Source organism: Thermococcus sp. 21S9 (assembly GCF_012027635.1).
Classification (GTDB): domain Archaea; phylum Methanobacteriota_B; class Thermococci; order Thermococcales; family Thermococcaceae; genus Thermococcus.
The window spans coordinates 466,661-491,862 of sequence record NZ_SNUS01000001.1 but is presented as its reverse complement, the minus strand read 5'-3'; the positions used below and the strand labels follow the sequence as shown (position 1 = coordinate 491,862).

The window sequence follows — 25,202 nt, the reverse complement described above, 5'->3', positions numbered from 1 at the left end:
AGAGAAGAGGGGGTTCACTTCAAGAACCCTGTCTTCTTTCCAAGGTCCTCGAACGCATCTATGACGTACTGGAGGTCCTCCTTGCTGTGGGCCGCTGAGGGTTCGAGCCTTATCCTCGCAGTTCCAAGCGGGACGGTCGGGTAGACGATGGCCTGGGCGAAGATGTTGTACTCGTCGTATAAGCGTCTGCTGAACTCCTGGGCGAGCTTCTCGTCGTAGAGCATAACTGGAGTAATCGGGTGCTTGGTGTTTCCGAGGTCGTAGCCGAGGTCTCTCAGCCCGTTCTGGAGGAAGTGGGTGTTGTCCCAGAGCTTTCTAACCAGCTCGTCGCTCCTCTGGAGAATCTCGACGGACGCTATGGCCGCCGCGACGTCCGGTGGGTTCGGCGCGCTGGAGAAGAGGAACGGCCTCGCCCTCTGGCGGAGGTACTCGATGGCCTCCTCGGGACCGGCGACGTAACCGCCGATGACACCGAAGGCCTTGCTCAGGGTTCCCATCTCGAAGTCAACCCTGTCGTGGAGCTTGAAGTGGTCAACGATACCCCTTCCGCTGTCTCCTAAAACTCCTTCACCGTGGGCGTCATCTATGTAGAGTATGGCATCGTACTGCTCCGCAAGCTCGGCCATCTCCGGGAGCGGGGCGAGGTCGCCGTCCATCGAGAAGACACCGTCGCTGACGATGATTTTCTTCTTCTTGTCCTTGTTCTCCTTGAGCCTCCTCTCAAGGTCCTCCATGTCGATGTGCTTGTAGATAACCTTCGGCGCACCGCTGAGGCGCATTCCGTCTATTATGCTCGCGTGGTTGAGCTCCTCGCTGATGAAGACTCCGTCTTCCCCTTTCTTGAGGAGGGCGCTTATCGCTCCGAGGTTCGCGTTGTAACCGCTCTGGAAGAGTATGGCCGCTTCGCGCTTCTTGAACTTCGCCAGCTTCTCCTCGAGCTCAACGTGAAGCTCCATCGTTCCAGCTATCGTTCTCACGGCTCCGGCACCAACACCGTAGTCGAGAATGGCCCTAATCGCTGCGTATCTAATTTCCGGGTGCGCGGCGAGACCGAGGTAGTTGTTGGAGCACATGTTGAGAACCTTCTTGCCGTCGACGACGACCCACGGGCCCTGGGCGCTCTCAAGCTTCCTTATGGTCACGTAGAGGCCCTTATCCTTGAGCTCCTGGAGCTCTTCCCTAATCCAGTCAAGCTTCCCCATGAGAACCACCGGTCCTAGTTGAACATCGAGGTATAAAAGTTTTGCACTGAACCGGTTAGTGCAGTCTAATTATTGCCGTGAGGATTGCCAAAAGGGCGAGTGCGAAGCTTCCGCCGATTTCCAGCCTGTAATCGTGCTTTCTGTCCGGATACCTTTCGATTAGTCTGAGCTCAACTCCAAAATTTCTCGGCCCAGTTACTATGATTGACAACCCCCAGCCCCTCCGCGAGAGCGGGTAAGCAACGGGCACGACGCCGGTGAAGAAGTCGAGAAAGAGATGGCTCCCCCAGCCGAGGGCGAAGAGCAGGAACGGACCGCCGAGGTTCAGGCCGAGGAGAAGGGCCGGGAGAAAGGGCAGGAGGGAGTGGAGGTATGAGCGGTGCTCCTCAGCCAAAGCATCGAGGTCGGGGAAGACCGCGCCGAGGACGAGGGCGGTGAGTCCAGCTATCGTCGGCTCGCCGGAGAGTGCGAGATAGACGAGGCTCGGAATCGAGGCGTGCTCAAGCGGGTCCATGGCAAAGCCCTTAAACTCTTGGCTCTCATAAAGGTTTAGGTGGAATACATGACCGAGGAGATTAGAGAGGTTAAGGTTCTCGAGAAGCCCTGGGTTGAAAAGTACCGCCCTCAGAGGCTCGATGACATCGTTGGTCAGGAGCACATAGTCAAGAGGCTCAAACACTACGCTAAAACCGGTTCGATGCCCCACCTGCTCTTCGCTGGACCGCCCGGCGTTGGAAAGACGACCGCCGCTTTAGCCCTTGCCCGCGAGCTGTTCGGCGAGAACTGGAGGCACAACTTTCTCGAGCTCAACGCGAGCGACGAGCGCGGAATAAACGTAATTAGGGAGAAGGTTAAGGAGTTTGCAAGGACGAAGCCGATAGGCGGGGCGAGCTTCAAGATAATCTTCCTTGATGAGGCAGACGCTCTAACGCAGGACGCCCAGCAGGCTTTGAGGAGAACGATGGAGATGTTCTCCAACAACGTTCGCTTTATCCTCAGCTGTAACTACTCCTCAAAGATAATCGAGCCGATACAGTCGAGGTGTGCAATCTTCCGCTTCAGGCCCCTCAACGACGAGGACATAGCGAAGCGCATAAAATACATTGCCGAGCAGGAGGGGCTTGAGCTCACTGAGGAGGGCCTGCAGGCGATTCTCTACGTTGCGGAAGGCGATTTGAGGAGGGCAATTAACGTCCTCCAGGCGGCAGCGGCTCTCGACAAGAAGATAACCGACGAGAACGTCTTCCTCGTTGCCAGCAGGGCCCGCCCCGAGGACGTTCGCGAGATGATGACCCTGGCTCTGGAGGGCAACTTCCTGAAGGCGAGGGAGAAGCTGAGGGAGGTTCTCCTCAAGCAGGGCCTCAGCGGTGAGGACGTGCTGATTCAGATGCACAAGGAGGTCTTCAACCTACCGATTCCCGAGGACAAGAAGGTCGCTCTGGCGGACAAAATAGGCGAGTACAACTTCAGGCTCGTTGAAGGGGCCAACGAGATGATACAGCTCGAGGCGTTGCTCGCTCAGTTCACGATTATGGGCGACAAGAAGGGCAAGTGATTGCTATGACCGTGCCGTGGGTTGAGAAGTACCGGCCGAGGAAACTGAGCGAGATAGTGAACCAGGAGAAGGCAATAGAGCAGGTGAGGGCCTGGGTCGAGGCTTGGCTTCACGGCAACCCACCGAAGAAGAAGGCGCTAATACTCGCCGGACCGCCGGGCGTCGGCAAGACGACGACCGTCTACGCTTTGGCCAACGAGTACGGCTTCGAGGTCATCGAGCTGAACGCGAGCGACGAGAGGACCTACGAGAAGATAGAGCGCTACGTTCAGGCCGCTTATACGATGGACATTTTGGGAAAGAGGCGGAAGCTAATCTTCCTCGACGAGGCGGACAACATAGAACCGAGCGGTGCCCGCGAGATAGCGAAGCTCATCGATAGGGCCAAGAACCCGATAATCATGAGCGCTAACCACTACTGGGAGGTTCCCAAGGAGATTCGCAACAGGGCCCTTATCGTTCAGTACAAGCGGTTAACGCAGAGGGACATCATAAAGGCCCTCGTGAGGATTCTCAAGCGTGAAGGAAAGACCGTTCCGAAGGAGATACTCTACGAGATAGCCAAGCGCGCGAACGGCGATTTGAGAGCGGCGATAAACGACCTCCAGACGGTGGTTACCGGTGGCGTTGAGGACGCTAAGGAGGTTCTCGCTTACCGCGACGTTGAGAAGAGCGTCTTCCAGGCTTTAGCTCAGGTTTTCGCGACCGACAACGCCAAGAAGGCCAAGCTGGCGACGCTCGGAGTGGACATGTTTCCGAACGAGCTCCTCCTCTGGATTGACGAGAACGTGCCCTACGTCTACTACAGGCCCGAGGACATAGCGCGGGCATACGAAGCCCTCAGCCGGGCCGACATATACCTCGCCAGGGCCCAGAGGACGGGCAACTACTCGCTCTGGAAATATGCAACGGACATGATGACCGCTGGAGTGGCCGTTGCAGGAGTCAAGAAGAAGGGCTTCGTGAGGATTTACCCGCCGAAGACCATCAAGCTCCTCACCGAGAGCAAGACCGAGAGAACGCTCAGGGACTCGATAGTCAAGAAGGTCATGAAGGAGATGCACATGGCCAAGCTTGAAGCCCTGGAGACCCTCCACTACCTCCGCGTCATCTTTGAGAACAACCAGGATTTAGCGGCACACTTCACGGTTTTCCTCGACCTCAGCGAGAAGGAGGTTGAATTCCTCGCTGGAGATTCGGAGAAGGCCAAGACCATCTGGGGCAAGGCCATGAACATCGAGAAGAAGCTCAAGGAGCGGGGCAGGCTGGAGACAAGTGTCCGCGAGGGTCTCAGGAAGGCTAAGGAGAAGGAAGAGGCTGGGGAAACCGAAGAATTTGAAGAAACTGAAGAGCCTGAAGGGGAAGGAACCCCCGAAGAAAAGCCCGAGGAAGAAGAGGAGCTCACAGAGGAGGAGCTTGAGGAGGCAGAGAGGGAGATAGAAGCGGTCGGTAAGAAGGAGAAGAAGCCCGAAAAGAAGAAGGGCAAGCAGGCGACGCTGTTTGATTTCCTGAAGAAGTGAATGTGCTAAGTCCTCTTTTCTTCTACTTTGATATCTGCACACACCTTAAACACGTGGGGCTTGAAGTCGCTCACCTTCTTCACTCTCACGGAGCAATTCTTTCCAAGCTTACGGCACTCCTTGAGAATTCTTGCCCTGAAGGTTTCAATCTCGTTTTCGTGAACGAAGTCGTAGTAGTGAAGCCAGCGCTCGGCCTTTAAGAGCGTTAAAGCCAACGCGTCAACGCCCCTCGGCGTCGGGCTTATGACCCGGTCGTAGCTCGGAAGCTCGGGCAGGATTTTGAACGCATCGCCGTGTATGAACTCTATCTCGCCCTTCAGCCTCTTCCTGTTGCGCTCTATGTTCTCCAGTCCGAGCTCGTAGGCTTCCCTGTTCAGCTCGACGGCCGTTATCCTGACCTTTCTATACCTCGCTATCACGAGGGCATACGGTAAAACGCCGGCGAAGGGAATCAAAATCCTCTCACCGTCTTTCACCAGCTGGGCCAGCCGATAGCGTTCTCCCTTCATTCGCGGGTTGAAGAAGGCTTTGCTCAAATCAACCTTAATCTCGACGCCGTTTTCTTTATGGACGGTTTCGAGCCTGTTTTCGCCCCAGATTATCGAGTAGTCCCTGATTCGGAAGGCCCCCTCGTGGAAGCCCTTCCTCGCTATCACCTTCAGAAAGGGGTGAACCTTCCTCAACGCAAAAACGATGTCCTCAACTCGGTGCTCCAGCTCGGGCGGAATCTGGATAACAGCTATGTCGCCGATCACGTCGTAGCGCCTGAGGTATCTCAGCTCCTCCCCGCTCAGTCTCTCCGCCAAAACGCTCTCGAGGTTCTTGTATATCTGCCTCTCGGGTCGAAACGGGAGCTCAACGGGCAGGACCTCGTAGCCGAGAGTATAGATTCTCCCGTCCTCGATGACGGGTAAGAGAACGAATTCACCCTCCCTCTTCGGTCTTCTCTTCCCGTCGTAGAGGCCGAGCTTCTTCAGCCTTCTCTTCACCGGCTCCGCTTCCCTCTTCGGAACTCTCAGCGCTGGCATTGAAATCCCTCCGCTTCCTGCTCGGAATAGCCCCGAACAACGCGGGTCCCATGAGCTTTTCAAGGATTTTCTCGACGTCTATTTCTTCGAACTCCTTTTTCAGTATTGCCATCTGTTCAGGCGTTAGCGTGTCCTCGTTGGCGAGAACGAGCACGTGGGCGCTCTCTATCATCGCCGCGTCCCTTATGGCGAAGAGGAACTTTGCAACGGCCTTGAAATCCGAGTAGAATAGCATATACTCGATTCCCTCGATGTAGACGACCCCTCCCGGGTTGTCTCTAATGAAGCCGATTACCTTTCCGCTGAGAACGTGCAGGCTACTCGGGCTTACCGCTTTCTTGTGTTCGACCCTCGTCAGCCAGATGTAATCATCCGGTTCTATGCCTGTTTTGTTAGTCCATTCGTCCGGGTGCTCCCTGCCTATTACGAGCAGGGGAAGGTCCGCGTAGTTGTCCACCGCCTTAAGCAGGGTTACGGCTTCTTCCCGGGATTTGACGATTCCCGCAACGGGAAGAGCACATTTGACCTTTTTCCTCTCGTGTTTCTTCTCCGGCCTTCTCAGCTTTTCAAGCATACTCAGGGACTCGTGGGCGAGGATTAGGTACCCCGTTGTGACAACTATAGCCTGAAGGGCCCAGAATTCCGGGTCGACCAGTATCGTTAGGAATACTGTTATACCCCCTATGATTCCGAACAGGGCAAAGGAGACCATGAGGGTAAACGCAAGCCTCTTAATAGGTTCGTCGTGGCTCTTCCATTCCCAGTATGATTTGACTATGCCGTAGACGCCTATGATAATCAGCATTACCCCGGAGAAGTAGGGGGCGAAGTTACCGAGTCCCACAGTCCCACCGTTCAAAACTGCGCGCTAATCCACAAAAACCTTTCTACCGCCAGTAGGGCTCGCGTTTTAACACGGCTTTCCTGAAAATATCGACGAGTTCCGCGTCGCTCGCGCCGTTTCTCATGGCCGTCAAAAAGTCTATCAAATCGTCGTTCCTCAGCAGGCAGGTCTTGAACTTCCCGTTCGAGGTGACCCTCAGCCGAGTGCAGTTGGCGCAGAAAACCGTGTTGTGCATCGCCCGTACCACTTCAACCTCGGCTATTCCGTAGTCCGTCGGGATGAAGTACTTCTTCCTTCTGTGCATCCTCCTCTCGCGGATTTCGACGGCTCTCTTTTCGAGCTCCCTCTCCACCGGCCTGAGGGGGTAGAAGTACTTCCTGAAAAAGGCCGTCTCCGTCATCTCCCTCGGCGCTTCGAGCTCTATGAGCTGGAGTATCGCGCCAGTCTTTGCCGAGAAGTCTATCATGTCCCAGATTTCACCATCGTTGAGGCCCTTCATTACCGTCATGTTGAGCTTGACCGGGGAGAGATACTTTACCGCCTCCTCGATGCCTTCAAGAACGGTTTCGAGCATGTCAACGCCCGTGATTTTTTTGTAGACCTCCGGCTTGAGGCTGTGGAGCGAGACGTTCACCCTATCAAGGCCGGCCTTCGCGAGCGGTTCTGCGAGCTCCTTAAGCCTGCTCCCGTTGGTCGTCATGCTCAGGTCTCTAACGTAGGGCTTAATCCTCCGGACGATTTCAATAATGTCCTCCCGAACGGTTGGCTCACCGCCCGTGAGCTTGACCTTCCTTATTCCGAGGCGCGATGCTATTCTAACGAGCCTTTCTATCTCCTCCGGCGTCATCTCGTTTTTGGCCAAAAACCGCTGGCCCTCGCGGTGGCAGAAGAAACAGCGGAAGTTGCACTCCTGCGTGAGCGAAATCCTGAGGTTCGTCACTGGTCTTCCGAAGCGGTCGTAGAGGGTCATGGCAACACCTTAACCCGATACACGAGCTTTTAAAAAAGGCTTTCGGGTAAGCGGTTTCGTTTAACTCCGCCAATCGAAAAGTAAAAGTAGGCCTACGGCCAAGTCCTACCTTAGGGGGTTTCGGGTATGGACGTTGACGAGCTCAGGTCACTTCTCGGGGAGCTTGAGAAGCTTCACTCCCGTTTTGAATCAAGGTTCTCCGAGCTCTACGGTGAGAAGAGCGTTGAGGAACTTGAGGCGGTTCTCAGGTCACTGCACGAGCTCTCGGCCGAGAAGCTTGAGAGGGCCTCGTCGCTCTACCGTGAGCTGGCGAAGTTCGGTGGAAGGCTGGAGGAGCTCTCGAAGGAGCTCTACAAGAACGAGCACCAGATGAAGTTCCGCATTGAGGAGGTCCTCTCGCTCCTCCGCGGTGACGACTTCAACTCCAGGGCGAGGCTGAAGGCTTCCTTCGACAGGCTGGTTCAGTTCCACAGGCTCTACGACTACGCCGTCAGGAAGGCTATAGGCGAGCTCTCGGCCGAGGTTGAGGGGCTGGCCTTCCTGGGCGAAAACCACAAAAAGGTTCCCGTTGGCATACTGGAGGAAATCCACAGAACGAGGTATCTTGAGGAAAGGCTTGACTCACTCGTTCGCTTCGTCTACAGGCTCTACGCTCATCCTTCCGACGTTCACCGCGTCGAGAGGGCCCTGCTCGAGTGGCACTCCAAGGGCCTGCTCTGGGTTGAGGCGAGAAACGTGGAGAAGCTCAGCGGAGTGAGAGACGCTGAGGAAATCCTTGAAGGATTGGCGCTCATTGGAGTGGTGGAGAAGAAGATGAGGGGTGGTGAAGGTGTCTACAGACACAGGGCTTACGGTTAGGATTCGGGGCATCTACTCAACGGCCCTAACGAAGCTCTTCCTCGACAGGGGCTTCGGCATAAGCCAGCCGAGCAACAAAATAGTCGAGCGCTTCGGCCTTGAGAAGACCTACGACGAGTTCGACGTTGACATCTACGACAAGAAGGACAGGCACGGCGTCGTTCTCGTTGGAAACGCCGTTGAAGAGGCCAAAGCCGTTCTCGAAGACGAGCTCATCGACGTGTTCTTCAGGAGGCTCTCCTACCAGCTTTACGGCATCTACAAGGGTCTCGTTGTTAAGGTTGATGACAGGTACGTTTACGTTGACCTCGGGAGCGCGATAGGAACACTTCCCAAGAACGAGCTCCCGGGGGCGAACGAAGGGGATGAAGTTCTCGTTCAGGTGAAGAAGCACAACCTCCTGCCACACCTCAGCACTACCCTCACGATTCCCGGCGACTACGCCGTCTTGATTCCCAAGCCGATAGGAGCGCAGAGGCACGTGAAGATTTCAAGGAAGATACGGGACAACCAGGAGCGCGAGAGGCTCAGAATCCTCGGCCTGAGCATAGACCTCGGCGAGTGGGGAATCCTCTGGAGAACTGCTGCGGCCTACAAGGACTGGAACACCCTGAGGGACGAGATAGTCAGGCTTTCAAAGCTCGCTGACAGGTTAGCCAAGGCTGACACCTACTTCGCGCCGTCTCTCATCATCGAGGGCAGGAACATCTACGAGGTCGAGTTCGGTGGAGGGGCAAAGAAGAAGCTCGACGAGATAAGGAACAAGGTCGTCCCGACGGTTGAGGGCCACCACCAGCTCAAGGCAAAGGACCCGGAGCTCGGCTTCGCGGTTGAGATAGCGGAGGGAATCCTCGCCAAGGTTCCCGGCCAGAGGATGAAGGTGAACCAGGGCTTCTGGGAGGCTCTGATAGAGAACAAGGGGCCGAGGAGGGGCTGGCTCTTCAGCCTCGACCACGTCAAGCCCGACGGCCAGAGGATAAGGATTGGGCCCGGTGAAGTTCTGGAGGTCAGCCACAACCCGCTCAAGGTCACGATAAAGAGGCACCTCAAGCCAGGCAAGTTCTACGACGGCCTCGACCTTCCGATAGAGTTCGGCGACTACGCGATAACTGAAATCGAGGCCGGCAAGTGGTGGTTCGTGCACAGGTATTACGACAAGAACGGCAACCTGAAGGGCGAGTACTACAACATCAACACGCCGGTGGAGATTTACCCCGATGGAGCGCGCTACGTTGACCTTGAGGTTGACATCGTCAGGTGGCCCGACGGAACGAAGGAGATAATCGACAAGGAAAAGCTGGCTGAGCACTACGAGGAAGGGGTAATAAGCGAGAAGCTCTACAAGGCCGTGCTGAGGATTACGCAGGAGGTCTACGAGAGGATTTGAAGCGCGCTTTCTTTCTTGTTTATCCTATGTGCTTTTATTGATATTACGGCTTCAGTAATATACCAAATCGGTAATATCTCACTCGCCCACGTCCTCTATTCCCTTCTCTGTAATCCTAAAGTAGACCATCGTCCCCTCGGGGCGGAAGCGGTGCCTTTCGAGAATGGCCAGCCTTAAGCCCGGCTTCGGAAGCTTGTCGAGCCGGAGTATGTCCTTACAGCGGTAGCCGAGGGTTTGTTCCGCCACCGGCCTCGTCCTTTCGAGCCTGCTGTCGTAGTGCACCTGGTTGATGACAAGAACCGGAATGTTCTGCTTCCTTGCAATCCAGAGGAGGACCTGCAGTTGTCTGCTAAGGTCAGTTAGGAGGCCCATCCTGTTCTCCTCGGCCCTGTAATGGGCGGTTATGGAATCCACCACTACGAGCGAGAACGAGTCATCAACGACCTTCTTGAGCGAGCCTATAATCCTCCTCTGCTCCTTGAAATCAGCGGGAGTGAAGAGGATGAAGCGCGACAAAGCTTCCTCTGGGTCGAGGTTCCTCGCCTCTGCCATCTGCTTCAGTCGTTCGGGAGAAAAACCCCCCTCCGTGTCCACGTAGGCGACCTTCTTACCGCTCAGAATTCCGGTTTGGACCGCTAATGTCGTCTTCCCGGTCGCGTAGGGGCCGTAAATCTGGGTGAGCACGCCCGGGGCGAAGCCTCCCCCGAGCAGTTCGTCGAGCTTCCGCGAGCCTGTTGAGAGCATGCCTTTCCCTCAGAAGGACATCTCCTCGTAGAGCTGGGGTTCTTTGACGAGCGTCCAGATACGTCTCTTCCTGAGCTCCTCGGCCAGCTTCGACGGGTCGGCGTCGTTGTAAACGCCGTAGTGCATCGGGATTACAACCCTCGGTCTCACGTCCTCGACTATCTGAGTTGCTTCCCTCGCGTTCGCGGTTGAGCGACCGCTTATCGGGACGAGCAGGATGTCCACCTTACCGCGAAGCCTCTGGAACACTGGACCGGCGTAGGTGTCTCCGGGATGGAGGAGCCTCTTGTCGCCCTCTATCAGGTAGCCGAGCGGGTACTGGCTCGACGGGTGCTCGACGTAGATGGCCGTAACCTTCACGCCGTTTTCGAGTTCTATCGTCTGTCCCGCCTCGATTTCCCTGACCTTCGTAACGCCATCTGCCACCGCCATCAGGTAGACCTGCTTGGGGCCTATTACCGTGGCGTCGCGGAGCCTCGAGAGGAGCTCGACCTTTCCGTAGTGGTCCGTGTGCTCGTGGGTTATCAGGATGTAGTCAACCTCGCCAATTCGGTCGTCGTCAACCTCCGGGTAGGGGTCTATCAGTATCTTCACCCCGTTCGTCTCAATCCAGAAGCATGCGTGACCGTACCAGATGACCTTCATCGGTTCGACCTCCTCAAGTGCCTTCGATAAAGCGGACTTAAAGTTTTCCCAGCGTTGGTTTTATTAAGCTCGAAACCTACTAAGGGCGATGGCGATGGAGAAGAAAAAGGGCCTCATCGTGAGGGAACCCTACGCGAGCCTAATCGTCGAGGGCAAGAAGGTGTGGGAGATTCGGAAGACGAGAACGAAAATCAGAGGGGAGATTCTGATAATCAGCAACGGGAAGGCCATCGGGAAGGCGGAGCTCGTCGACGTTCTCGGGCCGTTCACGCCGGAGGAGTTAGCCGAGCACGAGGACAAGCACCGCGCGAGCGTTTCTTTCCTGCGCGAGTACTCCAACGGGAAGCCACTCTACGCGTGGGTGCTCAGGAACGCCGAGAAGTTCGACCGCCCCAAGGAGGTGGAGATGGCCAAAGGGGTCCAGATATGGGCCAACGTGGTGGTTAAAGATGAATAAGGTCCGGCGTTTCCTGTTTCCTCCCCTCAACTGGCCGTTTCTGATTCTCATAGCGGTTGCCTTCGTCCTCGTCTTCGTTTTCTTCTCCGGTGCGGTTCTCATGGCCTTCGACAGGCTCGGCCTTCCTCCTGGTGTGGCCGTTACACTCTTCGTCTTCGCGCTCGTCGGGAGCTTCATAAACATACCCATAGCGGAGGAGGTAACCTACGAGCCCGTGATTAGGGTTAGGGAAGTCGGCTTCTTCGGGATTCTCTACCCGATGCCCTACTTCGACTGGGAGGAGCGGAAGACTGTCATAGCGGTCAACGTCGGCGGTGCCCTGGTCCCTCTGAGCATAGTTCTCTACGAGCTCTTCCGCCTCGTCCACCTCGGTGAGTACGGCCTCCTTCTCAACACCCTCCTCGCGGTTTTCATCGCCTCGCTCCTCAGCAACGCCGTTGCGAGACCGGTTCGTGGTCTTGGAATCGCGATGCCGACACTCTTTCCCCCGCTCATAGCGGTTCTCCTTGGCTGGCTCCTCGGGGACGGGAACCCGACGCTGGTTGCCTACGTCAGCGGAACGCTTGGGGTTCTCATAGGGGCCGACCTCATGAACTGGGAGAAAATCAAGCGCCTCGGGGCGCCGATGGTCAGCATAGGTGGCGCCGGAACCTTCGATGGAATCTTCCTCGCGGGGGTTATTGCCGTTCTCTTGGTATGACGGTGGGTTTATAAGGCGGTAATTCAACAGGAAACCGTCAAAGGAGGTGGCGCTCATGTTCGTTATCGGGAGCGGTGGGAAGCACCTTGAGGGGGAGCTCAGGGAACTCGGGGGAGAAATCATCGAGGTCGAGCTGAGGAAGTTCCCCGATGGGGAGAAGTACGTTCGGGTTCTCGGTTCCGGCAACGAGGCAACGGTCGTCAGCTCTACCTTCGCACCTCAGGACGAGAAAATCGTTGAGTTGCTTCTCATCGGGGACGCGCTCAGGGAGAGGGGCTTCAAGAAACTCCGCGCTGTAGTTCCCTACTTCGCCTACAGCAGGCAGGACAGGGTCACGAAGGAGGGTGAGCCGGTAAGCGTGAGAGCGATAATGAAAGCCCTTGGCATCTACTACGATGAACTCTACATCTTCGACCTCCACAACCCCGAGACGCTGAAGTACTTCCCGGGTAAAGGCGTCAATGTCTCCCCTGCGAGGGTCATAGCGGACTACTTCCGCGAGAAGCTCGGCGACGGTATAGTTCTCGCCCCCGATAAAGGCGCCCATGAGAGAGCTAGGGCAGTCGCCCAAGAGCTTGGTCTTGAATACAGCCACTTCGAGAAGAAGCGGGTTTCCCCAACTGAGGTTGAGATGAGGCCGGTTGATATAGATGTCAGGGGCAAGAACGTTCTGATAGTTGATGACATCATAAGCACCGGGGGGACCATGGTCAAGGCGTCCGAGATTCTGAGGAAGCTCGGTGCGGGGAAAATATTCGTTGGGGTCACCCACGGCGTCTTTGCGGAGGGTGCCATCGAGAGGGTTAGTAAGGCTGTTGATGAGCTCGCCGTCACGAACACGATACCCACTCCCGTCTCGAAGATAAGCATTGTGCCGGAAATACTCCGCCTTTGATTGCAAAAATTTTTAACATTTTCATGTCTATTTTTGTGCATTTTTGTTCTCCTTTTTGACGGGTTCTTTTTCAAAAATCTCACCGCTGGTGGGTTTTGCAAAAATTTTTCACTGTGGGGGTTCGTCCCTATTGGGTGGAGCCCCCGAACAGGGGGCGACGAAGACCCGGACGCCAAGACGGCGGCGTCGGGGGGAACGGGTGCAAAGCACCCAACGATGAACCCCGCCCTCCAGTCCGGGTCACACCAGGTGCGCTCCCGAGGAAACGCCGAAAGGCGGACCCCTCGGGGGTAAGGCAGGCCCGGCACCCCGACCAAACCCCCGGACGGGAATCGGTACTCCCCCATTTGAGGGGAGTTCCACCGGCCGTACTCCTTGCTCAATTCCGGTTGATCCTGCCGGAGGCCACTGCTATGGGGGTCCGACTAAGCCATGCGAGTCATGGGGCGCGCTCTGCGCGCACCGGCGGACGGCTCAGTAACACGTCGGTAACCTACCCTCGGGAGGGGGATAACCCCGGGAAACTGGGGCTAATCCCCCATAGGCCTGGGGTACTGGAAGGTCCCCAGGCCGAAAGGGGCTCTGCCCGCCCGAGGATGGGCCGGCGGCCGATTAGGTAGTTGGTGGGGTAACGGCCCACCAAGCCGAAGATCGGTACGGGCCATGAGAGTGGGAGCCCGGAGATGGACACTGAGACACGGGTCCAGGCCCTACGGGGCGCAGCAGGCGCGAAACCTCCGCAATGCGGGCAACCGCGACGGGGGGACCCCCAGTGCCGTGGCACAGCCACGGCTTTTCCGGAGTGTAAAAAGCTCCGGGAATAAGGGCTGGGCAAGGCCGGTGGCAGCCGCCGCGGTAATACCGGCGGCCCAAGTGGTGGCCGCTATTATTGGGCCTAAAGCGTCCGTAGCCGGGCCCGTAAGTCCCTGGCGAAATCCCACGGCTCAACCGTGGGGCTTGCTGGGGATACTGCGGGCCTTGGGACCGGGAGAGGCCGGGGGTACCCCTGGGGTAGGGGTGAAATCCTATAATCCCAGGGGGACCGCCAGTGGCGAAGGCGCCCGGCTGGAACGGGTCCGACGGTGAGGGACGAAGGCCAGGGGAGCGAACCGGATTAGATACCCGGGTAGTCCTGGCTGTAAAGGATGCGGGCTAGGTGTCGGGCGAGCTTCGAGCTCGCCCGGTGCCGGAGGGAAGCCGTTAAGCCCGCCGCCTGGGGAGTACGGCCGCAAGGCTGAAACTTAAAGGAATTGGCGGGGGAGCACTACAAGGGGTGGAGCGTGCGGTTTAATTGGATTCAACGCCGGGAACCTCACCGGGGGCGACGGCAGGATGAAGGCCAGGCTGAAGGTCTTGCCGGACGCGCCGAGAGGAGGTGCATGGCCGCCGTCAGCTCGTACCGTGAGGCGTCCACTTAAGTGTGGTAACGAGCGAGACCCGCGCCCCCAGTTGCCAGTCCTCCCCGCTGGGGAGGAGGCACTCTGGGGGGACCGCCGGCGATAAGCCGGAGGAAGGAGCGGGCGACGGTAGGTCAGTATGCCCCGAAACCCCCGGGCTACACGCGCGCTACAATGGGCGGGACAATGGGAACCGACCCCGAAAGGGGAAGGGAATCCCCTAAACCCGCCCTCAGTTCGGATCGCGGGCTGCAACTCGCCCGCGTGAAGCTGGAATCCCTAGTACCCGCGTGTCATCATCGCGCGGCGAATACGTCCCTGCTCCTTGCACACACCGCCCGTCACTCCACCCGAGCGGGGTCCGGGTGAGGCCTGGTCTCCCTTCGGGGAGGCCGGGTCGAGCCTGGGCTCCGTGAGGGGGGAGAAGTCGTAACAAGGTAGCCGTAGGGGAACCTACGGCTCGATCACCTCCTATCGCCGGAAACCCGTCCGGGGGGGTTTAAGGGGTGCCGGGCCTGCCAACGTGGGCCGGTAGCTCAGCCTGGGAGAGCGCCGGCTTTGCAAGCCGGAGGCCCCGGGTTCGAATCCCGGCCGGTCCACCACGAAGAGGTGCACATCCCGAGCTCGGCTCGGGGTGGAAGGGCCTGAGACCCCGAACAGGGGTCACGATGAGGGCCGTGCATAGGCGAGCTGGTCCAGAAAACGCCCCGCCCGGTGGCAACTAAGCCGCCTGGTGGATGGCTCGGCTCGGGGCGCCGACGAAGGGCGTGGCAAGCTGCGATAAGCCCCGGCGAGGCGCAGGCAGCCGTCGAACCGGGGATGCCCGAATGGGACCTCCCGCGGCTTTGCCGCACTCCCAGTCGGGAGGGGGAACGCGGGGAATTGAAACATCTTAGTACCCGCAGGAAAAGAAAGCAAAAGCGATGCCGTGAGTAGGGGCGACCGAAAGCGGCACAGGGCAAACTGAACCCCGGGCCGAAAGGTTCGGGGGATGTGGTGTTGTAGGGCCCCCGAAGGAGCCCTGGGGGCGAAGCCGAAGTCCGCTGGAACGCGGCGCCGTAGAGGGTGAAAGCCCCGTAGGCGTAAGCCCCCGAGCTCCTGGGGTGTCCCTGAGTACCGTCGGTCGGATATCCGGCGGGAAGCTGGGAGGCATCGGCTCCCAACCCTAAATACGTCCCGAGACCGATAGCGAACTAGTACCGTGAGGGAAAGCTGAAAAGCACCCCTGGCGGGGGGTGAAAAGAGCCTGAAACCAGGCGGCGATAGGAGGGTGCGGCCCGAAAGGGTTGACCCTCCCCGAAGGAAACACGGGCGACCGTGGAGTACGAGGGGAGGTGACCGGGGTTGCACCGTCCGTCTTGGATCACGGGGCAGGGAGTTCACCCGAGCGGCGAGGTTAAGGGGGTCAGCCCCGAAGCCGCAGGGAAACCGACAGGTCCGCAGCCCGTAAGGGCGAGGGACGGGGTGTGAAAGCGCCCGGAGTCGCTCGGGTGAGACCCGAAGCCGGTCGATCTAGCCCGGGGCAGGGTGAAGTCCCTCAACAGAGGGATGGAGGCCCGATAGGGGTGCTGACGTGCAATTCGCTCCCGTGACCCCGGGCTAGGGGTGAAAGGCCAATCGAGGCCGGCGATAGCTGGTTCCCGCCGAATTATCCCCCAGGATAGCCCGGCCGGAGGTAGGCGGTGGGGTAGAGCACTGATTGGGGGTTTAGGGGGAGAAATCCCCCGGCCCCCTGTCAAACTCCGAACCCACCGCCGCCGTAGATGGCCGGAGTAGGGGGGCGGTGTAAGCCGTCACCCGAGAGGGGAACAACCCAGACCGGGGTTAAGGCCCCAAAGTGCCGGCTAAGTGTTACTCCAAAGGGTGTCCCTGGCCTTAGACAGCGGGGAGGTAGGCTTAGAAGCAGCCATCCTTTAAAGAGTGCGTAACAGCTCACCCGTCGAGGTCAGGGGCCCCGAAAATGGACGGGGCTCAAGCCGGCCGCCGAGACCCCGGCGCACGGACCGATTGGTCCGTGATCGGGTAGGCGGGCGTGCCGATGGGGTGGAAGCCGGGCCGTAAGGTCCGGTGGACCCGTCGGTATTGCGGATCCTGCCGGGAGTAGCAGCATAGCCGGGTGAGAATCCCGGCCGCCGTAGGGGCCAGGGTTCCACGGCAATGTTCGTCAGCCGTGGGTTAGTCGGTCCTAACCCGACCCGTAACTCGGCGTCGGGGAAAGGGAAACGGGTTTATATTCCCGTACCGCGGTGGTAGGCGCGGCAACGCAAGCCCGAGGGGTGACGCCTCGGGGTAGGCGGACCGGCCCACAAGGCCGGCTAAGCGTATAAGTCCGGGGAGTGCCGTAATGGCGAGAACCGGATGAAAGCGCGAATGGCCCCCCGTAAGGGGGGTTCCGCCGATCCCTGGGGCCCGTGAAAAGCCCCTCGGGAACGATCCACCGCGACCGTACCGAGAACCGACACTGGTGCCCCTGGGTGAGAAGCCTAAGGCGTGTCGGGGGAAACCCAGCCGAGGGAACTCGGCAAATTGGCCCCGTAACTTCGGGAGAAGGGGTGCCTGCGGGTGCGTAACCCGCAGGTCGCAGTGACTAGGGGGGCCCGACTGTTTAGTAAAAACACAGGTCCCAGCTAGCCCGAAAGGGTTTGTACTGGGGCCGACGCCTGCCCAGTGCCGGTATGTGAAGCCCGGGTACAACCGGGTGAAGCACCGGTAAACGGCGGGGGTAACTATAACCCTCTTAAGGTAGCGAAATTCCTTGTCGGTTAAATGCCGACCTGCATGAATGGCGTAACGAGGTCCCCACTGTCCCCGGCTGGGGCCCGGCGAAACCTCTGCCAGGCGCATATGCCTGGGACCCCCGGTGGGAAGCGAAGACCCCATGGAGCTTTACTGCAGCCTGCCGTTGCCGTACGGCGGGGGGTGCGCAGCGTAGGCGGGAGGCGTCGAAGCCCGCCCTCCGGGGCGGGTGGAGCCGTCCATGAGACACCGCCCACCCTCTGCCGTACGGCTAACCCCCGGAAGGGGGGACAGCGGTAGGTGGGCAGTTTGGCTGGGGCGGCACACCCTCGAAAAGGTATCGAGGGTGCCCTAAGGTCGGCTCAGGCGGGTCAGGAATCCGCCGTAGAGTGCAAGGGCAAAAGCCGGCCTGACTGGACCCGTAACAGAGGCGGGTCCAGCCGCGAAAGCGTGGCCTAGCGAACCCCTGTGCCTCCCCGGTGGGGGCCAGGGATGACAGAAAAGCTACCCTGGGGATAACAGAGTCGTCTCGGGCGAGAGCCCATATCGACCCCGAGGCTTGCTACCTCGCTGTCGGCTCTTCCCATCCTGGCCCTGCAGCAGGGGCCAAGGGTGGGGGTGTTCACCCATTAAAGGGGAACGTGAGCTGGGTTTAGACCGTCGTGAGACAGGTCGGATGCTATCTACCGGGGGTGCTGGCCGCCTGAGGGGAAGGCTCCCCCAGTACGAGAGGAACAGGGAGCCGCGGCCTCTGGTCTACCGGTTGTCCTACAGGGCATAGCCGGGCAGCTACGCCGCGTCCGATAAGGCCTGAAAGCATCTAAGGCCGAAGCGGTCCCCGAAAATAGGCGGCCATTCCTGGGCGTTTGGGCCTGGGCGACCGGTCCGTTGCCCAGGACGAGGGCTCGGGAAGAAGACCCGTTTGATGGGGCGGGGATGTAAGCGGGAAGGGAAACCGACCCGTTCAGTCTGCCGCTCCCAACAGCCCGAGTGCCCCGGGCGGGGCGTCTGAGAGACCAGCTCGCCTATGCACGGCCCTCATCATGACTTAACTCAACTCTTCTGTGAGATCCTATCCGCAAAAATTAAAATTCTCTGTGATACCTTCTCCCGGTGATTCCGATGAGACTGCTCGTTCTTGATTTGGACGGCACCCTCTGGGACCATGAGGACGCTTCTGCTTTGGTTCCGCCTTACGAGTTCAACGGCGATTGTTTAACAGATTCCCTCGGCCAGAAACTCTGCCTCTTTCCAGGCGTTCGTGAGTTCATCGAATGGGCGAGCGAAAGGTTCATTCTAAGCATTGCGAGCTGGAACATTGAGGAGAGGGTAAGGCCGATTCTCGAGGGCTTTGGTCTATGGGACTACGTTATCTTTCCGAAAATCGAGGGCCATCCTGACAAGGGTGATATGATTCGGAGAACCATCGAGGAGCTCCGCTCCATCGGCTACGACATCGATGACGTTATCTACGTTGACGACCGAGTGATTCACATCGATGGTGTCAAAATGGCCGTTCCAGGTGTGGATTTCATCCACATGTGGGTGGACGTAAAGAGTTTTGAGGAGCTTAAACAACTCCTTCAAAAGTTGGGGTGATAGGATGGAGTTGCTCGTCATTAAAGACAAACGCATAGACTACGACGGTTCCGCGATAGGAAGCCACTGGGCCTATAGGAACTTCGGAATCCTCGGAAACTCGCTCGTCGTCTTTCGCGGAAAGTGCGACGTCAAGGTCGAAGAGATGATTGACATAGAGGACCTTCGCGCGAGCAAGGAAATCAAGAGTGATGACATGGTGCACTACATCATCGAGGTCTTTGATTTGGTCAACACTCTCTTCGCCTCGACGCTCCAGAAGCTCTTCATAGCCAAGCTCTGTGAGGTTTTGGCTGAATACGGCGTGAAGACCGAGAGAAAGGGCGACGACATCTACGTTGACGGAAAGAAACTAAGCATCTCGATAGCAACAGTTTCGCCTGTTAGCGTCAAAATCCACATCGGGATAAATGTCGAGGCGAAAGGGATTCCTGAGGGTGTGAATGCAATAGGCCTCAAGGAAGTTGGCATCACCGACGTTGAGGAGTTCATGGAGAGAACCGGAAGGGCCCTCGTTGAGGAGTTCAAAAAGGTGAAGAAGGACAGCCTGAAGGTCAGGTGGGCTCAGTAGAGAAGGAACAGCAAACTTCCCACCAGCGGAACGGCCAAGTTATCGTCAAGCCAGGGCTGGTACTCCGCTAAGGCCAGTATCACTGCCCACATCACTTTTCTTATTGTATCCGCGTCGAGGTAAATGAGTGCTATTACAACGGCCGTTGCTAAGTATGCCACGCTCCCAGTCCAGTGCTTCTTGAGCTTCACGTTGAAGCCGTGCCGTCTGAAGTAGTAGTGCCTTACCACTCCGGTTACCCCATCGCTGATTGCCATCGCGAGCAAAAGGGCAGTCGCGTATTCCCTCGGCAAAACAATAGGTATTACCGATGCTGAAAACGCGAAGAAGACCTCCCCGTAGTTGTGCTCTATCTGGTACCACGAGAACTCCCGCTTTTTGATGTGTGGCCACAGCTGGAACAGGGCAAAGGCGAAAGCAGAAGCACTGAAAACATCCGCGGGAATTTTTCCGTGGTAGAACATCAGAACCGCTGGAACGATGCTGAAGTGAATTATCTTTCTGTTTATCCACGCCCATTCCTCGCCTAACTTCCTCGTGAAGCCGATTGCAAGCAGTATGAGCAGGGCCGCTAAACCCGCGTAGGGCAACCACTCGAACATCCATTCCACCAAAAATGAAAGGGGGTTGGGGCTAATAACTTTATCCGAACGTCCTTCCAACGGTTTCAAGGGCAGTGATGAAGTCGGAAGCGTGAACCACGATGTACCAGTCGTCCGTTCTCGTCAGTTCTCCCCTCGACTTCCCAACCAGCTCGCCGTAGAGGCCCTGAATTCTGACCCTCGGTTCAGTCGTCGAGAGCTTGAGGGTAACCTCGACCGGCTTTCCGTTCTCCCAGACTATTCCGACCCTGAGGCCGGCCTTGGTTTCCTTCCTCTTCCTCAGACCAAGCTTGAGGTAGCGGAGCCTCCCCTCAGGGACGCCGTTTTCTTCGGCCTTTTCCTCCAGATACCCCTCCGCCAGGGTTAGGCCGTGGAGTCCAATGGAGTAGCCGAAAACAGGAATTCCGAGGTCCTTCCTCGTCCTCCCCTTGTAGGCATAGACCTCAATTCTGCCTCTTGAACCCTTTGAAGCGGTATAAAAGCCCCGGTTCTCTCCTCTAAACTCTTCCAGCTCTGAGAGTAGCGTATCGTAAGCTGAGAACGGCAGTGAGAAGCTCGCCCACGTTCTCCAGAGTCTCGGCGGAACCGAGAGAAAGCCAAGCTCCTCCAGGTGGTATTCGATGGGTTTCGGTCTTATCACTAGGAAGCCCTTCTCTGTAACCTCGAACTCGATGAGGGCCCTCTCCTCGGGAATCACCGCGAACTTATCTTTCATTTCAACATCCTTGGCCTTCAGCAGTCTTCCCCGTCTCAGCTTTCGTCCTTCCATTGAGCTTGAAACCACCGGAACCGGAGTTTTCTTCCCTGTTTCCTTGTCGTAGGGCACCTTAAAGCCTGCCTTGAGAAGCTCCTCCTGAATCTCCAGCGACGCCGGGAAGAATACGTTCATTCTCATTAGTTCAAACTCCATGGCGTTCACCTTTTACATTGTTCGGTAGTTTTTACTTTTTGTACTTATAAATGTTTCTTTCTGAAAGTTGTTCAACTGGAGGCTAACCTTAAAAGCCCTTTCGAGGAGCTAAGCGCGGTGGTAAGAATGGTTCACTGGGCTGACTACATGGCCGAAAAGATAATCCGTGAAAGGGGTGACAAGGAAGAGTACGTGGTCGAGAGCGGAATCACGCCGAGCGGTTACGTTCACATAGGCAACTTTAGGGAGTTCTTTACGGCCTACATAGTGGGCCACGCCCTGAGGGACAGGGGAAAGAAGGTCAGGCACATCCACATGTGGGACGACTACGACAGGTTTAGGAAGGTCCCCAAGAACGTCCCGCAGGAGTGGAGGGAGCACCTCACGAAGCCGGTCAGGGAAGTTCCCGACCCGTGGGGCTGTCACAACAGCTACGCGGAGCACTTTATGGAGAAGTTCGAGGAGGAAGTGAGAAAGCTCGGCATCGAGGCCGACTTCCTCTACGCGAGCAAGCTCTACAAGTCCGGCGAGTACGCCGACGAGATAAGACTCGCCCTCGAAAAGCGCGACGAAATCAAAGCGATTCTCGACAAGTACCGCGAGAGGGCCAAGCAACCGCCCCTTGAGGACGACTGGCAACCGGTTATGGTCTACTGTCCGAAGTGCAGGCGTGAGGCAAAGTTCGTCTCGTGGGACGGCGGGTGGAAGGTTAAATACCTCTGTGAGCACTGCGGAAGCGAGGGTGAAACCGACATAAGGGAGGGCAACGTGAAGCTCCGCTGGCGCGTCGACTGGCCGATGCGCTGGGCTCACTTCAGGGTGGACTTCGAGCCTGCAGGCAAAGACCACCTCGCCGCCGGAAGCTCCTACGACACAGGGAAGGAGATTTCCGAGAAGGTCTTCGGCTGGAAGGCGCCGATGACGCTCATGTACGAGTTCGTCGGAATCAAGGGACAGAAGGGCAAGATGAGTGGCTCAAAGGGCAACGTTATCCTGCTTTCAGACCTCTACGAGGTGCTCGAGCCGGGAATAATCCGCTTCATCTACGCCAAAGCCAGACCGAACAAGGAACTCAAGATAGACCTCGGCCTCGGTCTGCTCAACCTCTACGACGAGTTCGACAAGGTTGAGAGGATTTACTTCGGCCTTGAGCACGCAAAGAACCCTGAGGAAGAAGAGGAACTGAAGAGAACCTACGAGCTCTCGATGCCGAAGGTTCCAGAGAGGCTCATCGCCCAGGCACCCTTCAGGTTTTTGGTCACGCTCGTCCAGATGCCCCACCTTGACGAGGAGGGAATAATCAGGGTTCTCCAGGAGCAGGGTCACGTTCCCGAGAACCTGAGCGAAGAGGACCTCGAGAGGATAAGACTCCGCATCAGGCTCGCCAGGAACTGGGTCGAGAAGTACGCTCCTGAGAACGTCAAGTTCAGCCTCCTCGAAGAGCTCCCCGGGCTCGAACTCAGGCCAGAAATCAGGGAGGCGATGAGAGAGCTGGCGGACTGGATTGAGAGCAACGCATTCACGGTGGATGAGCTCAACAACGCAATCTTCGACGTTGCCAAGAAGCACGGAATCCCGAGCAGGGAGTGGTTTAAGGCACTCTACAACCTATTCATAGGAAAGGACCGTGGGCCGAGGCTTGCACCGTTCTTGGCTTCCCTCGACAAGGAGTTCGTGGTCAAAAGGCTTCGCTTAGAGGCCTGATTCATTTTTTCGGTGTGTAAACCTGAAGGTATGTGTGCTCGTTTATCTTTTCTTCCCCGACCTTCCGGAAGTATAGCTTCGCGAGTAGTTCCACTGCCGTCTTTCCCCAGACGTTGAAGCGAACCCTGAAGGACTTCTCCTCGCTCTGGAACTCTATCAGGACGGTTTTCTCGTCCTTATCCGGCAAGACCTTGCTAATCCAGTATTCAGCGCCGATTACCTGCCCGTTCATGAGAACAGGAAGGAGCGCCCTCAGGTCGGTGAACTGGAGGATTAGCTTTCCTCCCGGATTCAGAACCCTCGCCATCTCGCGGAAGGCCTTTCCGAGGTCGAGGGGTTCAAAGTGAACGAGGTTGTCGATGAAGAGAACGTAGTCAAAGGTGCTGTCTTCGAAGGGTAACTCCCTTGCGTCTGCCTTTACAAACTCCACCCTCGAGCCCTTCTCCTTGGCAAAACCCCTCGCGAGGGAGAGCATGTAGTCGCTGTTGTCAACGCCAACGACGGTGAAGCCCAAATCCTCGAGCAGGAATGAGAAGCCACCCGCCCCACAGCCGAGGTCGAGTACTTTCCCCTTTTCCTTCATGAACTTCATCAGGAGCGGTTCAAGGTTCTCAATCCTCTTCCTGTACTCGTCGGAATAGATGTCGCTGTAGGCTTTGAAGGCCGAGTAGTACTCCTCGAACGTCATGTTTTTGAGTCCTCGCGGGTCCTTAAATAGGTATCCGAAGTTTCCGGTGATGGACATGGTGGTGAGGATTAGCGCGCCGGCTCATCTGCACACTGGAAACCCCGACCTGAGCGGGGACATGGGGAGGCTCTACGGAACGGTTGGCTTCGCCATAGAAAAGCCACGCCTCGAAATAGAGGTCAGAGAAGCTGAAAAGGACCGCTCCAACGACGAAGACGCGTTGAAGTTCCTTTCGAGACTCCGCGAGCGCTACGACTTCCCGCCCGTTGAGGTTACGGTGAGGAGCTACATCCCGAAGTGGGTTGGAATCGGCTTCCACACCACCCTCGCCCTGAGCACAGGAATGGCCGTGAGCAAGCTCTATGGCCTTAACCTCTCGCTTGAGGAAGTGGCGTTGGCTGTAAGGCGCGGTCTCATAACGGCCCTCGGCTTCTACGCCCTTAAGGTCGGCGGTTTCATCTACGAGGGTGGCTTCCCTGTGGACAAGCGTGAGAAGGTCGTTCCCCCGCTGATTTTCAGGGGCGACTTTCCGAGTGACTGGCTCTTTGTCGTGGCAATTCCGGAGACCCCGAGGAAGGCCCTCGCCGAAATCAGGAAGCGCGAGGACGAGATACTCGGAAACCTCAAGAAGATGCCGCCCGAGCTGGCCGACAGGCTGTCGAGGATAGTGCTCATGAAAATCCTGCCAGCGTTCGTCGAGCGGGACATAAAGACCTTCGGGGAGGGCCTCTACCAGTTCAACCACCTCCTCGGAGAGTTCTGGAGCGACTACCAGGAGAACGTTTACTGTTGCGACATCGTGAACGAGGGGATAAGGCTGATGCTGAACGAGGCCTACTGCGCCTGCCAGACGAGCTGGGGACCGACCTTCTACGGCCTCGTTAGGGGTCAAGCTCAAGCGGAAAGGCTAAAATCCATCGTGGAGGATTTTCTCCGCGAGAACGGCGACGGCGGAGAGGTCTTCGTTACGGGCGTTGACAACCGAGGGATGGTGGTGGAGCGTGGTTAAGGCGATAGGTATAGACTCCGGGACGAAGAGCATGGATTTGTTCGGCTTCGACGACGAGACCGGGGAGGTAATAGTCGACGTCTCCGTGGACAGGAACAGGGTAACCGAGAACCCGGCTGTAATCGTTGAACTCCTCCGCGAGGTTCAGGATGAGCACGGAAAGATTGACGCCATCGTCGGCCCGTGTGGTTATGGGATACCGCTCAAACCCGCGAGAGAAGCCACCGATGCCGAGATAGCTTTAGCTACGTTCATAACCGAGGCCGATGTGAGGAGAAGGCTCAAGATAGTCGGTTTGAGGGAGCTCATGCTCCTCCTCAGAGAAGCCGAGGATTTGAACGTCTACTTCACCCCCGGCGTCATACACCTCCCGACCGTCCCGGAGTGGCGGAAGGCCAACAGGATAGACCTCGGAACGGCCGACAAGGTCTTCACCGTTGCCCTCGCGATGGTGAGGGAAGCCGAGAGAAAGGGAATCCCCTACTCTGAGACGAACCTCATAGCGGTTGAGGTCGGCTTCGCCTACACCTCCGCGATGGCCGTCAAGAACGGTCAAATCGTTGACGCCATGGCCGGAACGGCCGGCTTCCCGGGCTACCTCGGAATGGGCTTCATGGACGGCGAATTGGCTTACGCCTTAGCTAACGCCCTCGACGACTTCGGAAAGCTCGTCCTCTTCCAGGGTGGCGCGTCCTATGTTGCCGGGATAGACCCGTTCTCGGTTTCGCCCGAGGAGTTCGTAAAGCTCGCGAAGGAGGACGAGATGGTCGCGAAGGGCTACAGTGCGATGATAGAGGCCATCGTCAAGGACGTCTTCTCACTGCTTCCCTCCGTCAGGCCCGAGAGCATCTACATCAGCGGTCGCTTCTCGCGGATTCCGGAGTTCTTCAGCGACGTCAAGGAAGCCCTTGAGGATGCCTTTGGGCGCTACGGCTTCTCGGTCGAGGTTCTCAAGCTCCAGAGCAGGGCGAAGGCCAAGGAGGCGGCCGAGGGAAGCGCGATAATAGCCAACGGCATAGCCGGTGGAATCTACAAAGAACTCGTTGAGAGCCTCAGGCTGAGGGAGAGCGGTGGCTCAATCTTTGACTGGGTAAACCTGAAGGGCCGTGAAAAGCTCAGAATTTTCGAGGAGCTAATCCTCTGAGCGAATTTTTTTGAGCTTAGCTTTTTATTCTCCCCCT

General features: G+C 57.5%; 22 protein-coding genes, 1 tRNA gene and 2 rRNA genes. 15 read left to right on the top strand and 10 right to left on the bottom strand.

Annotation, left to right across the window (positions count from 1 at the left end; translation table 11 throughout):
- Positions 1-14: 14 nt before the first annotated feature.
- Both E3E28_RS02825 and E3E28_RS02820 read right to left on the bottom strand, forming a co-directional pair.
- Positions 15-1,202, bottom strand: a complete 1,188-nt coding sequence (locus E3E28_RS02825) for a glycine C-acetyltransferase (RefSeq protein WP_167915151.1) — start codon at positions 1,200-1,202, stop codon at positions 15-17.
- A 55-nt stretch (positions 1,203-1,257) separates the two neighbouring features.
- Positions 1,258-1,716 (bottom strand): metal-dependent hydrolase, encoded by a 459-nt coding sequence (locus E3E28_RS02820; RefSeq protein WP_167913940.1) that lies wholly within the window; start codon positions 1,714-1,716, stop codon positions 1,258-1,260.
- A gap of 48 nt (positions 1,717-1,764) precedes the next feature.
- On the opposite strand from E3E28_RS02820, the gene E3E28_RS02815 reads away from it, so the two are divergent.
- Both E3E28_RS02815 and E3E28_RS02810 read left to right on the top strand, forming a co-directional pair.
- Positions 1,765-2,757: a replication factor C small subunit gene (locus E3E28_RS02815; RefSeq protein ID WP_167915150.1), complete on the top strand. Its 993-nt coding sequence runs from the start codon at positions 1,765-1,767 to the stop codon at positions 2,755-2,757.
- Between the two features lie 5 nt (positions 2,758-2,762).
- Positions 2,763-4,277 (top strand): replication factor C large subunit, encoded by a 1,515-nt coding sequence (locus tag E3E28_RS02810; RefSeq protein ID WP_167913939.1) that lies wholly within the window; start codon positions 2,763-2,765, stop codon positions 4,275-4,277.
- A gap of 5 nt (positions 4,278-4,282) precedes the next feature.
- Here the strand turns inward: E3E28_RS02810 and E3E28_RS02805 are convergent, their stop codons facing one another.
- Genes E3E28_RS02805 through moaA form a run of 3 tightly spaced genes read right to left on the bottom strand, consistent with a single transcriptional unit; the run spans position 4,283 to position 7,119 of the window.
- Positions 4,283-5,305 (bottom strand): class I SAM-dependent methyltransferase family protein, encoded by a 1,023-nt coding sequence (locus tag E3E28_RS02805; protein ID WP_167913938.1) that lies wholly within the window; start codon positions 5,303-5,305, stop codon positions 4,283-4,285.
- Positions 5,202-6,149 carry a DUF835 domain-containing protein gene (locus tag E3E28_RS02800; protein ID WP_167913937.1) on the bottom strand — a complete coding sequence of 316 codons (948 nt, stop codon included), beginning with the start codon at positions 6,147-6,149 and terminating at the stop codon, positions 5,202-5,204. Before E3E28_RS02800 ends, E3E28_RS02805 begins: the two co-directional genes overlap by 104 nt.
- A 43-nt stretch (positions 6,150-6,192) precedes the next feature.
- On the bottom strand, positions 6,193-7,119 hold the full coding sequence (moaA, locus tag E3E28_RS02795) for a GTP 3',8-cyclase MoaA (protein WP_167913936.1): 927 nt from the start codon (positions 7,117-7,119) through the stop codon (positions 6,193-6,195).
- A 126-nt stretch (positions 7,120-7,245) separates the two neighbouring features.
- On the opposite strand from moaA, the gene E3E28_RS02790 reads away from it, so the two are divergent.
- Together E3E28_RS02790 and E3E28_RS02785 are read left to right on the top strand one after the other, a co-directional pair.
- Positions 7,246-7,977, top strand: coding sequence for a hypothetical protein (locus E3E28_RS02790; protein ID WP_167913935.1), 732 nt, complete (start codon positions 7,246-7,248; stop codon positions 7,975-7,977).
- Positions 7,949-9,364 (top strand): DUF402 domain-containing protein, encoded by a 1,416-nt coding sequence (locus tag E3E28_RS02785; protein ID WP_167915149.1) that lies wholly within the window; start codon positions 7,949-7,951, stop codon positions 9,362-9,364. The genes E3E28_RS02790 and E3E28_RS02785 overlap by 29 nt, the downstream gene beginning before the upstream one ends.
- Positions 9,365-9,442: 78 nt before the next feature.
- Here E3E28_RS02785 and radB read toward each other — a convergent pair whose 3' ends face one another.
- Together radB and E3E28_RS02775 are read right to left on the bottom strand one after the other, a co-directional pair.
- Positions 9,443-10,108, bottom strand: a complete 666-nt coding sequence (gene radB / locus E3E28_RS02780) for a DNA repair and recombination protein RadB (protein WP_167913934.1) — start codon at positions 10,106-10,108, stop codon at positions 9,443-9,445.
- A gap of 9 nt (positions 10,109-10,117) precedes the next feature.
- Positions 10,118-10,753, bottom strand: a complete 636-nt coding sequence (locus E3E28_RS02775; RefSeq protein WP_167913933.1) for an MBL fold metallo-hydrolase — start codon at positions 10,751-10,753, stop codon at positions 10,118-10,120.
- Between the two features lie 88 nt (positions 10,754-10,841).
- Here E3E28_RS02775 and E3E28_RS02770 point away from each other — a divergent pair, with 88 nt between their 5' ends.
- The 8 genes from E3E28_RS02770 to E3E28_RS02735 all read left to right on the top strand — a co-directional run bounded on the left by E3E28_RS02770 (position 10,842) and on the right by E3E28_RS02735 (position 19,108).
- Positions 10,842-11,210: an ASCH domain-containing protein gene (locus E3E28_RS02770; protein WP_167729581.1), complete on the top strand. Its 369-nt coding sequence runs from the start codon at positions 10,842-10,844 to the stop codon at positions 11,208-11,210.
- Complete coding sequence (locus E3E28_RS02765; RefSeq protein ID WP_042690986.1) at positions 11,203-11,910, top strand: DUF1614 domain-containing protein; 708 nt, start codon at positions 11,203-11,205, stop codon at positions 11,908-11,910. Before E3E28_RS02770 ends, E3E28_RS02765 begins: the two co-directional genes overlap by 8 nt.
- Positions 11,911-11,965: 55 nt before the next feature.
- Entirely contained in the window at positions 11,966-12,805 is an 840-nt protein-coding gene (locus E3E28_RS02760) for a ribose-phosphate diphosphokinase (RefSeq protein ID WP_167915148.1), read from the top strand.
- A 382-nt stretch (positions 12,806-13,187) separates the two neighbouring features.
- A 16S ribosomal RNA gene (locus E3E28_RS02755) occupies positions 13,188-14,675 on the top strand.
- 52 nt (positions 14,676-14,727) lie between these two features.
- Positions 14,728-14,804: transfer RNA gene (locus tag E3E28_RS02750), tRNA-Ala, on the top strand.
- 107 nt (positions 14,805-14,911) lie between these two features.
- Positions 14,912-17,940, top strand: a 23S ribosomal RNA gene (locus E3E28_RS02745).
- The 16S and 23S rRNA genes sit together here with 1 tRNA gene alongside, the layout of an rRNA operon.
- Positions 17,941-18,060: 120 nt before the next feature.
- Positions 18,061-18,537, top strand: coding sequence for a magnesium-dependent phosphatase-1 (locus E3E28_RS02740; protein WP_167913932.1), 477 nt, complete (start codon positions 18,061-18,063; stop codon positions 18,535-18,537).
- Positions 18,538-18,541: 4 nt separating this feature from the next.
- Complete coding sequence (locus tag E3E28_RS02735) at positions 18,542-19,108, top strand: DUF366 family protein (protein WP_167913931.1); 567 nt, start codon at positions 18,542-18,544, stop codon at positions 19,106-19,108.
- Here E3E28_RS02735 and E3E28_RS02730 read toward each other — a convergent pair.
- Both E3E28_RS02730 and E3E28_RS02725 read right to left on the bottom strand, forming a co-directional pair.
- Entirely contained in the window at positions 19,102-19,710 is a 609-nt protein-coding gene (locus tag E3E28_RS02730; RefSeq protein ID WP_167915147.1) for a hypothetical protein, read from the bottom strand. The two genes, E3E28_RS02735 and E3E28_RS02730, sit on opposite strands and share 7 nt — an antisense overlap.
- A 40-nt stretch (positions 19,711-19,750) precedes the next feature.
- A complete protein-coding gene (locus tag E3E28_RS02725) occupies positions 19,751-20,620 on the bottom strand; it encodes a PhoI (protein ID WP_167913930.1) in 870 nt (289 codons plus the stop codon).
- A gap of 126 nt (positions 20,621-20,746) precedes the next feature.
- Here E3E28_RS02725 and lysS point away from each other — a divergent pair, with 126 nt between their 5' ends.
- Positions 20,747-22,324 carry a lysine--tRNA ligase gene (gene lysS / locus E3E28_RS02720; protein WP_167915146.1) on the top strand — a complete coding sequence of 526 codons (1,578 nt, stop codon included), beginning with the start codon at positions 20,747-20,749 and terminating at the stop codon, positions 22,322-22,324.
- A gap of 1 nt (position 22,325) precedes the next feature.
- Here the strand turns inward: lysS and E3E28_RS02715 are convergent, their stop codons facing one another.
- Positions 22,326-23,012: a class I SAM-dependent methyltransferase gene (locus E3E28_RS02715; RefSeq protein ID WP_167913929.1), complete on the bottom strand. Its 687-nt coding sequence runs from the start codon at positions 23,010-23,012 to the stop codon at positions 22,326-22,328.
- 49 nt (positions 23,013-23,061) lie between these two features.
- Between E3E28_RS02715 and E3E28_RS02710 the strand changes: the two genes are divergently transcribed.
- Together E3E28_RS02710 and E3E28_RS02705 are read left to right on the top strand one after the other, a co-directional pair.
- Positions 23,062-24,021 (top strand): beta-ribofuranosylaminobenzene 5'-phosphate synthase family protein, encoded by a 960-nt coding sequence (locus tag E3E28_RS02710; RefSeq protein WP_167913928.1) that lies wholly within the window; start codon positions 23,062-23,064, stop codon positions 24,019-24,021.
- On the top strand, positions 24,014-25,165 hold the full coding sequence (locus tag E3E28_RS02705) for a DUF1464 family protein (RefSeq protein WP_167913927.1): 1,152 nt from the start codon (positions 24,014-24,016) through the stop codon (positions 25,163-25,165). Before E3E28_RS02710 ends, E3E28_RS02705 begins: the two co-directional genes overlap by 8 nt.
- Positions 25,166-25,202: the final 37 nt, after the last annotated feature.

Bases quoted from the DNA above. Each gene is read 5' to 3' on its own strand.
- E3E28_RS02825 (WP_167915151.1), bottom strand. From the start codon at position 1,202: ATGGGGAAGCTTGACTGGATTAGGGAAGAGCTCCAGGAGCTCAAGGAT.
- E3E28_RS02820 (WP_167913940.1), bottom strand. From the start codon at position 1,716: ATGGACCCGCTTGAGCACGCCTCGATTCCGAGCCTCGTCTATCTCGCA.
- E3E28_RS02815 (WP_167915150.1), top strand. From the start codon at position 1,765: ATGACCGAGGAGATTAGAGAGGTTAAGGTTCTCGAGAAGCCCTGGGTT.
- E3E28_RS02810 (WP_167913939.1), top strand. From the start codon at position 2,763: ATGACCGTGCCGTGGGTTGAGAAGTACCGGCCGAGGAAACTGAGCGAG.
- E3E28_RS02805 (WP_167913938.1), bottom strand. From the start codon at position 5,305: ATGCCAGCGCTGAGAGTTCCGAAGAGGGAAGCGGAGCCGGTGAAGAGA.
- moaA (WP_167913936.1), bottom strand. From the start codon at position 7,119: ATGACCCTCTACGACCGCTTCGGAAGACCAGTGACGAACCTCAGGATT.
- E3E28_RS02790 (WP_167913935.1), top strand. From the start codon at position 7,246: ATGGACGTTGACGAGCTCAGGTCACTTCTCGGGGAGCTTGAGAAGCTT.
- radB (WP_167913934.1), bottom strand. From the start codon at position 10,108: ATGCTCTCAACAGGCTCGCGGAAGCTCGACGAACTGCTCGGGGGAGGC.
- E3E28_RS02775 (WP_167913933.1), bottom strand. From the start codon at position 10,753: ATGAAGGTCATCTGGTACGGTCACGCATGCTTCTGGATTGAGACGAAC.
- E3E28_RS02770 (WP_167729581.1), top strand. From the start codon at position 10,842: ATGGCGATGGAGAAGAAAAAGGGCCTCATCGTGAGGGAACCCTACGCG.
- E3E28_RS02765 (WP_042690986.1), top strand. From the start codon at position 11,203: ATGAATAAGGTCCGGCGTTTCCTGTTTCCTCCCCTCAACTGGCCGTTT.
- E3E28_RS02760 (WP_167915148.1), top strand. From the start codon at position 11,966: ATGTTCGTTATCGGGAGCGGTGGGAAGCACCTTGAGGGGGAGCTCAGG.
- E3E28_RS02740 (WP_167913932.1), top strand. From the start codon at position 18,061: ATGAGACTGCTCGTTCTTGATTTGGACGGCACCCTCTGGGACCATGAG.
- E3E28_RS02735 (WP_167913931.1), top strand. From the start codon at position 18,542: ATGGAGTTGCTCGTCATTAAAGACAAACGCATAGACTACGACGGTTCC.
- E3E28_RS02730 (WP_167915147.1), bottom strand. From the start codon at position 19,710: ATGTTCGAGTGGTTGCCCTACGCGGGTTTAGCGGCCCTGCTCATACTG.
- E3E28_RS02725 (WP_167913930.1), bottom strand. From the start codon at position 20,620: ATGGAGTTTGAACTAATGAGAATGAACGTATTCTTCCCGGCGTCGCTG.
- lysS (WP_167915146.1), top strand. From the start codon at position 20,747: ATGGTTCACTGGGCTGACTACATGGCCGAAAAGATAATCCGTGAAAGG.
- E3E28_RS02715 (WP_167913929.1), bottom strand. From the start codon at position 23,012: ATGACGTTCGAGGAGTACTACTCGGCCTTCAAAGCCTACAGCGACATC.
- E3E28_RS02710 (WP_167913928.1), top strand. From the start codon at position 23,062: ATGGACATGGTGGTGAGGATTAGCGCGCCGGCTCATCTGCACACTGGA.